The organism is Methanolobus psychrotolerans (assembly GCF_002243045.1).
GTDB classification, from domain to species: Archaea; Halobacteriota; Methanosarcinia; order Methanosarcinales; family Methanosarcinaceae; genus Methanolobus; species Methanolobus psychrotolerans.
On the sequence record NZ_MBKP01000009.1, the window covers coordinates 25829 to 39558 of the forward strand.

Genomic DNA, 13730 nt, shown 5'->3' on the forward strand with positions numbered 1-13730 from the left:
TAAAGTGTATTATACATCAGAACAGGATGGGACTATCAATGCAAAGCAAGCAAACAGGCACACTTATCAGGATCATCACGCTGGTAACTTTTCTGGCAATGATCATTGTCAATGCGCTGGCCAATATCCTCCCTATCAACGGGGTCAGCACAGGCCAGGTCTCGGACTCTTATCCCAACCTTTTTGCCCCGGCAGGGATAACCTTTGCAATATGGGGACTCATTTATCTGTTGCTGGCAGGGTTCACACTTTACCAGCTTGGCATCTTTCAAGGCAATACAAATACTAACAGGTCCGTCAACAGGTCCGTCAACAGGTCCGGGCTGTTGCACAAGACCGCAATACTGTTCTCAGTTTCTTCCCTTGCCAATGCCGCCTGGATCTTTGCCTGGCACTATGGGCTCATCCCCCTTTCCATGTTACTGATGCTTGTGATCCTTGTCTGCCTGATCCTGATAACATCAACGATAAACAAAGAACGTCTCACAACAAGAGAATATCTTTTCATCAGACTCCCCTTCAGCGTCTACTTCGGCTGGATAACCATTGCAACCATCGCCAATGTTACCATATTGCTTGTAAGCATAGGCTGGAAAGGTTTTGGTTTAGCCGAAACGATCTGGACCGTCCTGGTGATCATCGCCGGCCTTATTATCGCAGCCACAACAATGCTAAAAAACAAAGATATTGCCTATGGACTCGTTATAATCTGGGCCTATGCAGGAATTCTCCTTAAGCACATTTCGCCTGAAGGTTTTGGATCACAATACCCTTCGATAATCACCACAACGATAGTTTGCATCCTCCTATTAGTTCTTGCAGAGGCATATCTGGTTTATATGGTCTCAAAAAGGAAAAGTCCTGTCACGACCTCACAAGAATGAGCCCCATCATCCGTGAATGCGGAAACCTGACAAAAAAGAGTTCATGCCATCAAATTTGCGCGTTGATCGGGTGAGATGGGATCATGATCCTGTACCATCCGGCAGTATCCGTTTATCACCGGATGCAGATATATTACAGTGGATTCAAAACCCGGATCTACAGGATTTTACATCAGATATGGATTTAAGATCGTTAAAAGATCTATTAAGAAAGACTACACGTCCCTGTAGCTGAACATGCATCCGATAATAGAGGGCCTTGAATAGATCTTCCCATACAACAAAGCCCAATTATCGTACATGTACAGCAGTGAGCATTAGTGGGAGGTCCGCTTTTGCGGGGAGAATGGATGGCATCCTTTGTATCCGTGCAGGAACGATCAATGCCAGGACCAGCCTTTCCAGGACGGCATCTTTGCGTTAGATCCGGAAGTGAGAATTTTGTTCTTTTTATGGGAGTGGAATGTGCTGCCCGCTGCTGTATGGTTGTTTTGTTCTTAGACCTGAACGCTTTTTACTTTTGATAAGCCAACTTTCGGGATTCCCTTCAAGAAACTTAATAAGAATTGTCACCAATAGATATGTGAGATGAAATGTGATAGTATGGCTGAGAAGCAGATCGATGAGTACAGAGGACGAATTGTTCCAATACTGCTGAAAAACGGTGTGGATAAAGCTGGCATCTTTGGCTCGTTTGCAAGGAACGAGGCAGGTGTGGAAAGTGACATCGATGTTCTTGTTCGCTTTAAGGGCAGGAAAAGTCTCTTTGATCTTGCAAGGCTTGATCTTGAGCTAGAGAAGGAAGCCTGAAGAAAGGTTGAGGTCATAACTTATGATTCCATTAGTCCTCTTATCAGGGAGCGGGTCCTCAAAGAAAAGATGAGGATACTATGAAGGATCCTGGAGTCTTTATCAGGGACCATTATCTGGTCATAGGTGTTAAATACTAAAGGAGTAAGCTCAATAAATGGAGAAGTTATCGATGGCCGGAAAAGAGAAAAACCTTACTGGGATTGACAACATAAGATTCCTGATCAAGGAGCACAGGGATGAGATCAGATAGTTGTTATGAGAAGTTCAATGAAATTCGCGATACATTCGATCTGGTAGAGGCCCTTGGCCTTTCCAGGGACATAGGAGAGGAGCTTCTGGATATTTGCAGACAGAATGATATCGCTTCTCTTGGGCTGTTTGGCTCTTATTCGAGAGGTCAGCAAAGCCAGGATAGTGACCTTGATCTTTTGGTCACGTTCTCAAAAGGAAAGAGTCTTATTGATCATATAAGGACCGAGAAAGCCTTTGAAAACCTGCTTGGGATAAAAGTGGACCTTGTAACTGAAAGATCATTGAGCCACCATCTTGCCCCGGCTATTAAAAAGGATATAAAGAGGCTGTATCATGAAAGATGATGTTTTTTTCCTGGAGCATATACTTGATGCAGTGAATCAGATAGGAGAATACACCAATATATCGTATGATGAATTCCTTGAAACACGACTTATACAGGATGCGGTTGTCAGACAGCTTGAAATAATCGGTGAGGCTACAAAGAACCTTTCCGGGATCACGACAGAACGCTGTCCGCATGTTCCCTGGAAAGAAATTGCAGGAATGAGGGATAAGCTGATACATGCTTATTTTGGTGTTGATCTTGATGAAGTCTGGAACACTGCAAAAAAAGACATCCCATATCTAAAGGAAGCTGTCGAGGGGCTTCTGACAAAATAAGGATTGATAAATAATGATCCCGGATAGATGTGGTTTTTGCAAAGGTAAACTTGTTGACGGAAAGCATGAGTTCGTTGTGAAGGTAGGTGAAACCATGCTTGCCATCAAAGATGTTGATGCCTTTGTCTGCCAGGAATGCGCAGAAGCATATTACACACCGCAAACATCCAGACGCATGGACAAGGTTATGCAAAAGTTTTACAGATCATCTTTGCGTGTCCATCCGCTTGCTGCAGGGGAAATCAGCCTTAGCGAGATAGAGGCTGAAAACTGCTGATCTTATTCTGAAATGAACCGCAGATACACTCACCTCTTACAGAGTTGAGTGCCTGCTAAACATCCGTTTAGCAGGTAACGCAGATGCACGCAGATATTATTTATTCTCATCTGTGTCTATCGTTGGTCAGGTGAACATTCGCATCTCTACAAAAGCAACATATTTTGATGATGGAACACACCACCTGCCAGCGAACCTTTGTCCTCCCCCCTATTCCCCTCCCATCCATCACCTGCCCATCACAAGTTCCCTGACCTCACAGGAAGGTCCCCTTCTTAACAGCTAAGCCTACAATACCCCTGCATCAGAACTCCCGTTCCCTTTAGTGGGTAGTTCACAACTTAAATGATATTGAACTCAAGAAGGTCTGATTTCCTTTTAAAACGGGAAAATCTTTAATGTATAGAATTACTATATAAGCTAAATATAGCGACAATAACTCTGTCTGTCCAGGATGATCTGATCAAAGAGATGAGCAGATATAAGGACATAAACTGGTCTGAGGTTGCAAGAGAAGCTATCAGAATAGATCCTACAAGATATAAAACGCTACGTAACGACTTTGCATGATACTACAGAGCACACATCATGTTATCTTTTCTTTCCGCGGGAGTTAAATACTAAAGAAGTTAGCTCAATTAAAAGAGATATTAATAGGTGAAAATATGACTAAATATGTTAAAATGGACAACATCAGGCTCCTGATCAAAGAGCACAGGGATGAGATCAGTCAGTTGTTCAATGCAGAGATAGTTGGTATTTTCGGTTCTTATGCCAGGGGTGAAGAGAAGATCAACAGTGATGTTGACTTACTTGTAAATTTTAATGAGGATGCTACACTTTTTGACCTTGTTGGACTTGGTGACTATCTGGAAGAGCGGATTGGGCTTCCAGTGGACGTTGTTTCAATGAGAGCTTTGCATCCAATGATGAAGAATGAAGTTCTAAAAGAGATGGTAACTATATGAGATTACCGTCGCTGTACATTTCAGAGATAATTAGTGCCATTGACTCCATAGATAATTTTACTTCAGGTATGAACAAAGATGGTTTTCTGGATGATGAGAAAACAAAAAGTGCTGTTGTACGACAGTTTGAGATAATGGGAGAAGCCAGTAAAGCTTTACCAAAGAGCATTAAAGAACTTGCACCGGACATTCCCTGGAGCAATATTGCAGGAATGAGGGACCGACTTATACACGCTTATTTTGTTGTAGATTATAATCTTGTGTGGAAGACATTGGAAGAAGAATTGCCTGGACTTAAAGAAAGACTTGAAAGACTTGAAAGACTTGAAATGCTTCAGATCGATGCTATAAAAGATGAGAAACTCTGAAGGACAAACATTATCCCTTGACTAAAGTTTTGTTGCTAGAACTTGATCCATGAGCAGATCGTAGAATACATAATCTTGAGGTTTGTTTCTATTTCTTACCACTACTCAGCAGCATGGCAATGTACCGCCTGCGCCGGTGTGGTTTGGTTGCGTTGTTATCAGACCTATAAAAGAGTATGCACCAGATCTCATCAGACCGACCAGCGGACCCTTAGATAAGCGATACAAGGGTCCTGGATGTGTGAATGGGGACTGTCATACATACATCGTGAATAGTTCTCATGGTAAATTATATACCCACGTAAGAACAATATCTCACGTATGTCAATATTATTGACAACACAATTGAAGTCATATTAAAGGTGAAAAAGATAATGGCAAAACCTATTGAACTGGGACTTGTGCTGGAAGGTGAAGATGCAAAAGAGTTCTGGGATAATGAGAAAAAGCCAGCTACCAGGCAACAGGTAGAAATGTTCAAAAAAGCCAGGAAAATATCCGATAGTATCCGTTTTTAGTCCCGGCATCGATATGTCTGAATCTGATCTTTCTATTTCTGCGCTTTCTAAGAGAGACGATGTTTTGCTTTTTTGCTGCAATAACGATGATTTGAATGATTTTTTAAAAAATGATGCTCTGAGCAATCAGGAACAACTCATAAGTAAAACCTATGTTTGTTATTATCGGGGACACTTTGCAGGATACTTTACCCTGACCACAGATACTATAAAAGTTAGATCCGTTGATGATTCTGACTGTGTTGATGATTTCCCATATTCCCGTTATCCGGCTGTAAAACTCGCAAGGCTTGCCACTGACAAAAGATTTGAAAGAAAAGGTATTGGCTCGCATATGTTGTTTGCAGCAATAGGTCTTGCCCAAAGGGTAGCTGACATCACCGGATGCAGATATATTACAGTGGATTCAAAGCCCGAATCTACAGGATTTTACATAATATACGGATTTAAGATCGTTAAAAGATCTATTAAGAAAGACTACACGTCCCTGTATCTGAACATGCAACCGATAATAGAGGACCTTGAATAGATCCCCCGCCCATACAACAAAGCCCAATTATCGTACATGCACAGCGGTGAGCGTTAGTGGGGTTCGCTTTTGCGGGGAGAATGGATGGCATCCTTTGTATCCGTGCAGGAACGATCAATGCCAGGACCAGCCTTTCCAGGACGGCATCTTTGCGTTATATCCGGAAGATATCGCTTAAATGCTGGAAAGTTTCCGGAAGTGAGAATTTTGTTCTTTTTATGGGAGTGGAATGTGCTGCCTGCTTCCTAAACGGATACTTTTGTACAAAGAACTACGAGTATGCCTGTGTTATCTGCTAAACGACTGTTTAGCAGGCACTCAACTCCGTAGGAGGTGAGTGTATCCGTGTTCATCTGTGGTTTCTTTCAAAATATGAACCGCAGATAAACGCAGATACACGCAGATATTGCTTCTTGTCGTCCGTGTCTGTCGATGGTCAGGTGACCATTCGCATCTCTGCAAGATGAACATATATTCATGATGAACCGCACCGCCTGCGGCGGGGTGGTTGCATTGTTATAAGATCCACCAAAGAGCATGCAACAAATCTCAGCAGACCGACCAGCGGACCCCGTCTTATAGTGATCCACAGCTTAAAACAGACAGATCAGCATCATTATCCCCTCAATATATATAACACCGCAAATTATTCTTGCGAGATTTTCACAAAACTTAAATATGTTCCCTGAGTTTAGTTTACCCAACGAAGTATAATTATACAGGCATACGATCTGCCTGCTGTGTTGGGTGAATGAAAAATGGTGGTAGTGAGCAGTCTTTCTGATCTTAGGATTCTGGTTACAGGTGGCGCCGGCTTCATCGGCAGTCACGTAGTTGACAGGCTTGTAAAGTCAGGTAACAAAGTTACCGTTTTTGACAACCTCAGCTTCGGCAGGATGGATTTCATAGCCCATCATCATAATAATTCTTATTAATATCTATGGATGTAACTGAGCACTATCTGATCGAGGAGTACTCAAATGGCAGAATAAGTAAGGGAAAAGCTGCCAAGATGCTGGATATCAGTATTTATGAGATCAACGACCTGTTCGAAAAACATCGTGTTAAAGATAGTATTAGCTATGAGAACTTTATCAAAGGCATGGAAATTGCTGAGAAATACAGCAAGTATGGTCCTGATAAAGAGAAAAAGAAAGAATGATCATGTTAGTTTTAAGCGTGATGCATGACTCTTTTATAAGTCAATGCAGGCAGAGGGAGATGTCAGATCTGATTCTCCAGTTCGTCCAATAGATCCCGTATCATAGGCTTTGCTTCCGGGATGCCTTCCTTTACGCTGAGCCAGACAACTTCAAGGTTTACACCAAAATATCCATGGATCAGCTTGTTCCGAATGCCTGCCAGATCTTTCCAGGGAATTGAAGGGTAATTTTGCCTTATATCCTCAGGGACTTTCTTTGCTGCTTCACCAATTATCTCCAGGGCCCGTATCACGGCGTATTGAGTCTTGATATCTTTTAGGAAATCCTCAAAAGTACAGCCATAGACAAAGTTCTCTGCTGCATCCATGGCATTGCAGATGTCCTGTACATAGTCCCTTATATCCCGAATGCTAATCCCTCATATGGCTTCAACTTCCTTAAGTATGTATTTTCCGATATTTGGTTTCAGTGCATCTTTCATGACAAGATCCACTTTGATCCCCAGATAATCGGAAAGGTAGTTCTCCAGATGAACGAATCTGAAAATAGTAGGAGTTTTGCTAAACTCCACCAGCACATCAAGATCACTTTCCGTAGTGTGATCTCCCCTTATATAGGACCCAAATAATCCTATGTAACTTACATTATATTGCTCTTTCAACTCCGGCAGCATTTCGCGGAGTTTGGTTCTGTATAGTTCAACATCTCTATTATCTGGCATATTGATCTTAGAAGGGACTTTCTAAGTTAATGTTAGTTTTATTGATATAAGTTGTTTGTCCTTTGCTGGAAAAGGCACAGATATTCAATAGACGGCCAAAGGGCTTAGGAGAGATGATAGTGTATTAAGCTCATCACTTCAGTGATGGGATTTTCGAAGTTTTTTTTAAATCTAGCTCGTTGATAAGGAATGCGCAGAAGCATACTATACCCCGCAGACTTCCGGACGCATAGACAAGGTTATGCAAAAGTTTTACAGATCATCTTTGCCTGTCCATCCGCTTGCTGCAGGGGAAGTCAGCCTTAGCGAGACAGAGGCTTAAGAAATGCTGGTCTTATTCTGAAATGAACCGCAGATACACTCACCTCTTACAGAGTTGAGTGCCTGCTAAACATCCGTTTAGCAGGTCACGCAGATGCACGCAGATTTTTGTTTATTCTCATCCGTGTTTATCCGTGTTCATCTGTGGTTTTATTTCACATTGGACCGCAGATAAACGCAGATGCACACAGATATTGTTTATTCTCATCTGTGTTTATCTGTGTTCATCTGTGGTTTTAATTAATAGCGAACCGCAGATAAACGCAGATGCACGCATATATTGATTCTTGTCGTCCGTGTTTATCTGTGTTCATCTGTGGTTTTAATTAATAGCGAACCGCAGATAAACGCAGATGCACACAGATATTATTTATTCTCATCTGCGTTAATCTGTGTTCATCTGTGGTTTTAGTCAATAGCGAACCGCAGATACACGCAGATGCACGCAGATATTGGTTAGTCTCATCTGCGTTAATCTGTGTTCATCTGTGGTTTTATTTCACATTGGACCGCAGATAAACGCAGATGCACGCAGATTTTTGTTTATTCTCATCCGTGTTTATCCGTGTTCATCTGTGGTTTCTTTCAAAATATGAACCGCAGATAAACGCAGATGCACGCATATATTGATTCTTGTCGTCCGTGTCTATCGATGGTCAGGTGACCATTCGGTTCTCTATAAAATTAACATATATTCATGATGGACCGCGCCGCCTGCGGTGAAGTGAGTGGACTGTTCCAGGCCTAAATACTTTTTATTTGTTTCCTTTTGTGCGACCACACAAAAGAATTAACTCAGCTGGCGACAACTGAAATGCATCACTGGGGATAGAACTTAAAACAGTTAGTTAGTTCTTTGTTACTTGATATAATTATTTTAAAACCAGGTTTATGCTCATCTTCTTAGGAATTACTTCAAGGGAGTAATGATGGCGATATAACGTGTTTCTAATTGAACAGGTTCCAGAAATAGTTTGCTGCATATCCTGCCAGGAAGGAGAGGAGAATAGTTAAGGCGTTTTCTTTGAGCCAATAACCTGTTCTGAATTTCTGTATATTGCAGGCTTTGTTAGTGTCAATATATCCGAGAAGCCTTTTTCCTATACGAATGGTTTCTTTGTAGGCTTCAACTGCATCAAAAGGAGAATTACCTACTGATCTCATTTCGATGTTCCTGGCATCCTGAGCCTTTGTTTTGAAGTCTTCGAATTCCTTGATGAATACATGTTCAGGAACATTTATAAAAAACTCAAGGTCCCTGTCATCAGAAACAAGGTCCAATTCCTTTTTCATTTCTACCCATAAGAGCTTATATGAATCCAGGGTTGCCCTTGTCAGATGGTTCTTTGCCTTTTGAAGGTTCTCAAGACGCTTTTCATCCGGGTAATCCGGATTATATATGTGAGAGACATGGGCAAGAGTATTGTCCAATTCATTTGTTATCTGAACAGGTTTGTTCCCTATGTATCCTACAAGGTCAGCATAAGCGGGTACAAAGACATCTCTGTATATCTCGAATATCTCTTCAACTGAACTGTTATCCACTACCACAATGATCACTTTTTAAGAGCTTTTTCAAAAACAGTGTCGATGTCTATATCCGTTCTCGGAAAGACACAACCCTGTATAGTGACTATATTCTGCTCAAGTGATACGATCTTCAACTCGTCCTTTCCCAGCCTTTTCGCTACAAAACTGTCGACATCTTCTGTGGTGGAGAAATCACTGATCTTGACATTGAACTTATCTTCAAAAAGGACAGTATCGGCTTTTAAGGACATGTTTTTTCTCCACTCTATAATACAGGAATATAAAGGAATGAACAATATATAACTTTTTCCAGATGACGACTTTTAAAACAAAAGAGTGGATTTTAGTTGAGATCATGCTTCGTGATGGTATTGTCATGCAATTACAATTAAATTTACAATAGATTTTTATTATTTTATCAGAAGTTATGGAATGCGCCGCCTGCCTCCGGAACGGATGCTTTTGTACAAAGAACTACGGGTATGCCTGTGTTATCTTCTAAGTTGAGCAGGCACTCAACTCCGTAGGAAGTGAGTGTATCCGTGTTCATCTGTGGTTTTAATTAATAACGAACCGCAGATAAACGCAGATGCACACAGATATTGTTTATTCTAATCTGCGTTAATCTGTGTTCATCTGTGGTTTTAGTTTATAGCGAACCGCAGATAAACGCAGATGCACACAGATATTGTTTATTCTAATCTGTGTTTATCCGTGTTCATCTGTGGTTTTAGTTAATAACGAACCGCAGATACACGCAGATGCACACAGATATTGTTTATTCTCATCTATGTCTATCGATGGTCAGGTGACCATTCGGATCTCTACAAAATTAACATATATTGATGATGGAACGCACCACCTGCCACCGATATGTTTACGCCATTATCAAACCCACCAAAGAGCATGCACCAGATCTCACCAGACCGACCAGCGGACCCCTGGACAAGCGACACAAAAGCCCGGGTATAGATAGAGCTGCTTCTCAGAACAACCCGTTATTCTTCCAGAAGAACTTTTTTTCGCAACCCCTTTCAAACTCCTCCAAAACACCGGGATAAAGCGCCGGACACCTGGCTTCTTCCAGTGTTATACAAAATATCATCACCCATGAGATAAATACACCCCAACGCCCTCAACAGTCTCAATAAACACACAACCTCCCCCATCAGACAGTACTGTCGATCCTGCTGACAGATCCTGCTAATATCCAGGGATATATCCTTTTTCTCCTCTCCGCCCGGACCGACCCCCAGCTTTTAGCAATCCAGGCTTAAAACAGACAAATTACCACCATTATCCCCACCATTTATATATAACGCCGCAAATTATTCTTGCACTATTTTCACAAAACTTAAATATGTTCAATGAATCTAATGTACCCATTGAAGTACAAATGTACAGGCATACGATGTGCCTGCTGTGATGGGTGATTGAAAAATGGTGGTATCAGACAGATCATATTTTACTCATGTTTTCTTTCTGAGCTGGTAATATCATGTTCAACTTCAAGCTCACCAAAACGATGCGTGATGTCCAGTGGTCATTCATCAGCCTTGCCACTGCATCTTTATCCCACCTGCTGCTAAGGATAGTTCTGGGAAGGGAGCTTGGACCTGAGGGTTTGGGAGTTTACACGCTGGTTTTTACCATTTATCTTTTTGGAATGCAATTTGCAGGTTTTGGTATTGGATCAGCTTTAACTAAATATGTTGCTGAGTTCAGTGACGAATCCAGCAAAGTCAAAGAATATGTTTCAGCAGGATTTTCAAGTTCAATAATCACTGGCGTTATGATGGCCATTGTACTTTATTTAGTATCTGATTTTATAGCTATGTCAGTGTTCCACATTCCTGAAATGGGTGACTTTCTTAAATTTGTATCTTTCTGTTTGCCATTCATAGCTATTCAAAAAATGGTATTAGGAGCCTTGGTTGGCCTTCGTAAAATGAAATTGTATGCATTGATAAATATTATCCAGAACACGTTCATCTTTTTATTATCTATTTACCTGGTTTTGGTCTTAAATGCTGATGTAAGAGGAGCAGTATTTGGTTTTGTTATCCCTACTATAATAATAAGCATTATATCTGCCTTTTTCATTAAAGACTTGTACAAAATTACATATTTGTCCTTTACAGACAAATTTAAGGACGTAGCATGGTTTGGATTTTATTTTGTTCTGGCAAATTCAATTGGAATGATTAATACTCAAATTGATAGCTTGATGGTTGGACATTTAATGGATGCTACAAGTGTAGGAATATATGCTGTTGCAATAATAATAATACATGGAATCACGTTGATACCCAATTCTGTTCATACTGCAATAGCACCGCCTATAGCGTATCACTATGGAAAAGGTGAATATGAAAAGACGATTAATTTGATTAGACAAACGATGCTTAAAGTATTTATTGTCATATTCGTTATTGCTTTAGTATTGGCTTTTTTTGGAGAAACTTTAATCGTTTTACTATTCACTAATGATTTTATATTTGCATATTCTCCCTTGCTAGTTTTACTAATTGGTTATTCTATTTATTCACCTGTACATTCTGTTGACTGTACACTTTTAAGCATAGGGAAAGTTAATGTAATATACAAAATAGCTTTAATATGTGCTATTTGCAATATTATATTCAATATTTTACTAATTCCTAAATATGGGATATTAGGTGCCTCATTGGCCACCAGCATGTCAATTATTTTGTTGTCAATATTGAAATTATATTTTATTAAAAAATACGTATTGGATTTGAGAAATACTTTAAAATAAAGAGAGTTTGTATTAGACTGATGGAAATTTACTGTGGGACGGGTATGGAAAAAGATAACAATAGATTCAAAATAACTGCTAAGTTAATTCTATACGCATTACCCATAATGGGCATACTTGGCCTGCTAATCCCAACGATAATTGGCCAATTCAATCTAACACTTTTAGGTAGTTATCTTGCAATCCCTATGATTGTAGCACCCCTTATTTATCATAAATATAAAGACAACACTTCGGATTCAATAGAATTAAACAACAGAATCTTTATTCTGCTTCTAAGTGTTTATTTTATTTGTATTTTTTTAGCTACTATTATTGTGTATATTAGTGAAGTCAGACCAATTTTATTTTACTTAATTGTCACAATAATGAGCTTAATTATATTGTTTGAAATTTTGCTGTTCAATGATTCAAATATGAAAACAAAGGTCATTCTTTTTCAGTCAATGATATTGATGCTTTGTATCTTGTGGAGTGTAAACCTTAACTATTTTTATTATATTTCTCGTACAGATCCGATATTTCATGTTGCAGCAATTGAATCCCTTATAAATAATGCTTATATTGAAGCAGAAATTTTCGAAATATATAAACCGTTTCCCTTGTGGCATGTTTTATGCACTATGGTTTATTACATATCTGCTTTAGATTTACCTATACAAAAAATAATGTTTTTCACAAATGGAATTATTTATTCCTTCACTCCTGTAATCACATATCTCATTTCCAGAAAAATATTTAGCAATAACAAGGTTTCATTGTTAAGTGCTTTATTCATAGTTTTAAATCCTGATGTGATTGGTTATGGAATGGCATCCATTTCCAGAAGCGTTGTATCTTTTTTATTTTTACTGTTAATATTATCACTTCTCTATAAGTCAAACTTGAAAATGGTTTTTCTTTCAATAATGTTAATATTCCCAATTGTAATGTACCATACAGCTTCAACTCCTTTTATATTTACAATTCTTTTATTACTATTGATAGGACAACATATCTACGATAAAAATAAAAACATATTTACATATAACTTTCTAGTAATTTTTATTATATTCAATCTGTTGTATTGGATGTTTTATGCTGAATTATTATTTGAAACAATAATAAGTACCATCATAAGAGAAGCACCATCTGGCATAATTACAAGTTCTATCATTTATACGCCCTTAAACGAACTTTTTAATTACCTTCAATACACACCTATGCTTTTTTTTGTTATAATTGGTACGCTGGGAACTTTATACTCCAATAGGCTTCCATCAATTGCCAAAATTTTTGTCTTGTTAGGGCTATTATCAGTTGTGGTAGCTTTTCCTGGTCCAGCACTTCTTATTAATAAATTTGCAGGAAATTTTAATGTAGGAAGATTTGGACAATATTTATTCCCATTTATTACTTTTGCCATTGCTATTGGTTTTTATACAATGTACAAAACAACACAAAAATATTCAAAAAGTTTTTTGTTATTATTGTTCATATCTCTAGCTTTTTTATCTGTTTCAAATGATTTTATAGCATCAGACAACCCCATAATCGAAAGACCATTTTATACATATTATCTAACAGAACAAGAAATTAATTCCTTTAACACTATAGGTATATTTACTTCAGGATCTATTATGTCGGATTATGTAACAACCAGATATACATCTCTTTCAAATACACCCCATAGTGATAAAAGACATATTTTGGTGGTTGATTCCACGAACATGAAAGTTTTAAGAGAAAAAGATAATGATGTTTTTTTGATAAGACAGAGTGAATTGTCAAAAAGACCTTTGAAATTGTATTCTAACACGGATGGATATTTCAAGCCAAATCCATCATGGGAAGGGGGGAGCAAAATCGATTACTACTATAAAGATTTAAGCTTGTGGAATGATTTTGAATCCTACAATAAAGTTTATGATACAAAGAGTATTCTAGCTTTTACTTGATATTTTA

21 protein-coding genes are annotated in these 13730 nt (G+C 38.9%); 16 read left to right on the forward strand and 5 right to left on the reverse strand.

Annotated features, from left to right (window positions below; genetic code table 11):
- Positions 1–38 precede the first annotated feature (38 nt).
- The 13 genes from BB781_RS04820 to BB781_RS04870 all read left to right on the forward strand — a co-directional run bounded on the left by BB781_RS04820 (position 39) and on the right by BB781_RS04870 (position 6434).
- The gene (locus BB781_RS04820) at positions 39–884 is read left to right on the forward strand and encodes a lantibiotic ABC transporter permease (RefSeq protein WP_094227374.1); all 846 of its coding nucleotides are present in this window, start codon (positions 39–41) and stop codon (positions 882–884) included.
- Positions 885–1472: 588 nt separating this feature from the next.
- The gene (locus BB781_RS04825) at positions 1473–1694 is read left to right on the forward strand and encodes a nucleotidyltransferase family protein (RefSeq protein WP_094227375.1); all 222 of its coding nucleotides are present in this window, start codon (positions 1473–1475) and stop codon (positions 1692–1694) included.
- A 239-nt stretch (positions 1695–1933) separates the two neighbouring features.
- Positions 1934–2293, forward strand: a complete 360-nt coding sequence (locus BB781_RS04830) for a nucleotidyltransferase family protein (protein ID WP_094227376.1) — start codon at positions 1934–1936, stop codon at positions 2291–2293.
- Positions 2283–2612: a HepT-like ribonuclease domain-containing protein gene (locus tag BB781_RS04835; protein WP_094227377.1), complete on the forward strand. Its 330-nt coding sequence runs from the start codon at positions 2283–2285 to the stop codon at positions 2610–2612. Before BB781_RS04830 ends, BB781_RS04835 begins: the two co-directional genes overlap by 11 nt.
- Positions 2613–2625: 13 nt before the next feature.
- Positions 2626–2889: a YgiT-type zinc finger protein gene (locus tag BB781_RS04840; RefSeq protein ID WP_094227378.1), complete on the forward strand. Its 264-nt coding sequence runs from the start codon at positions 2626–2628 to the stop codon at positions 2887–2889.
- A gap of 112 nt (positions 2890–3001) precedes the next feature.
- Positions 3002–3175, forward strand: coding sequence for a hypothetical protein (locus tag BB781_RS15580; RefSeq protein WP_164997777.1), 174 nt, complete (start codon positions 3002–3004; stop codon positions 3173–3175).
- Between the two features lie 379 nt (positions 3176–3554).
- Positions 3555–3857 carry a nucleotidyltransferase family protein gene (locus BB781_RS04845; protein WP_094227379.1) on the forward strand — a complete coding sequence of 101 codons (303 nt, stop codon included), beginning with the start codon at positions 3555–3557 and terminating at the stop codon, positions 3855–3857.
- Positions 3854–4225, forward strand: coding sequence for a HepT-like ribonuclease domain-containing protein (locus tag BB781_RS04850; RefSeq protein ID WP_094227380.1), 372 nt, complete (start codon positions 3854–3856; stop codon positions 4223–4225). Before BB781_RS04845 ends, BB781_RS04850 begins: the two co-directional genes overlap by 4 nt.
- A gap of 374 nt (positions 4226–4599) precedes the next feature.
- Complete coding sequence (locus BB781_RS15585; RefSeq protein WP_164997778.1) at positions 4600–4743, forward strand: hypothetical protein; 144 nt, start codon at positions 4600–4602, stop codon at positions 4741–4743.
- Between the two features lie 13 nt (positions 4744–4756).
- Positions 4757–5272, forward strand: coding sequence for a GNAT family N-acetyltransferase (locus tag BB781_RS04855; protein WP_094227381.1), 516 nt, complete (start codon positions 4757–4759; stop codon positions 5270–5272).
- Positions 5273–5328: 56 nt separating this feature from the next.
- Positions 5329–5571 (forward strand): hypothetical protein, encoded by a 243-nt coding sequence (locus tag BB781_RS04860; protein ID WP_129582629.1) that lies wholly within the window; start codon positions 5329–5331, stop codon positions 5569–5571.
- 459 nt (positions 5572–6030) lie between these two features.
- Entirely contained in the window at positions 6031–6207 is a 177-nt protein-coding gene (locus tag BB781_RS04865) for an NAD-dependent epimerase/dehydratase family protein (protein ID WP_340637509.1), read from the forward strand.
- A gap of 5 nt (positions 6208–6212) precedes the next feature.
- Positions 6213–6434, forward strand: a complete 222-nt coding sequence (locus BB781_RS04870) for a hypothetical protein (RefSeq protein WP_207205240.1) — start codon at positions 6213–6215, stop codon at positions 6432–6434.
- A gap of 62 nt (positions 6435–6496) precedes the next feature.
- Here the strand turns inward: BB781_RS04870 and BB781_RS04875 are convergent, their stop codons facing one another.
- From BB781_RS04875 to BB781_RS16320, 5 genes are all read right to left on the reverse strand, one after another.
- Positions 6497–6802, reverse strand: coding sequence for a HepT-like ribonuclease domain-containing protein (locus tag BB781_RS04875; protein ID WP_094227383.1), 306 nt, complete (start codon positions 6800–6802; stop codon positions 6497–6499).
- A 51-nt stretch (positions 6803–6853) separates the two neighbouring features.
- Positions 6854–7156, reverse strand: a complete 303-nt coding sequence (locus BB781_RS04880; protein WP_094227384.1) for a nucleotidyltransferase family protein — start codon at positions 7154–7156, stop codon at positions 6854–6856.
- 1269 nt (positions 7157–8425) lie between these two features.
- The gene (locus tag BB781_RS04885) at positions 8426–9028 is read right to left on the reverse strand and encodes a hypothetical protein (protein ID WP_094227385.1); all 603 of its coding nucleotides are present in this window, start codon (positions 9026–9028) and stop codon (positions 8426–8428) included.
- Between the two features lie 5 nt (positions 9029–9033).
- A complete protein-coding gene (locus tag BB781_RS04890) occupies positions 9034–9258 on the reverse strand; it encodes a hypothetical protein (protein WP_094227386.1) in 225 nt (74 codons plus the stop codon).
- Positions 9259–9425: 167 nt separating this feature from the next.
- On the reverse strand, positions 9426–9557 hold the full coding sequence (locus BB781_RS16320; RefSeq protein WP_277985482.1) for a hypothetical protein: 132 nt from the start codon (positions 9555–9557) through the stop codon (positions 9426–9428).
- A 295-nt stretch (positions 9558–9852) separates the two neighbouring features.
- Between BB781_RS16320 and BB781_RS15590 the strand changes: the two genes are divergently transcribed.
- The 3 genes from BB781_RS15590 (at position 9853) to BB781_RS04900 (ending at position 13723) form a co-directional block, all read left to right on the forward strand.
- Complete coding sequence (locus tag BB781_RS15590) at positions 9853–10068, forward strand: hypothetical protein (protein WP_164997779.1); 216 nt, start codon at positions 9853–9855, stop codon at positions 10066–10068.
- Between the two features lie 437 nt (positions 10069–10505).
- Positions 10506–11786: a flippase gene (locus tag BB781_RS04895; protein ID WP_094227387.1), complete on the forward strand. Its 1281-nt coding sequence runs from the start codon at positions 10506–10508 to the stop codon at positions 11784–11786.
- Between the two features lie 44 nt (positions 11787–11830).
- Positions 11831–13723: a hypothetical protein gene (locus BB781_RS04900; protein ID WP_094227388.1), complete on the forward strand. Its 1893-nt coding sequence runs from the start codon at positions 11831–11833 to the stop codon at positions 13721–13723.
- Positions 13724–13730: the final 7 nt, after the last annotated feature.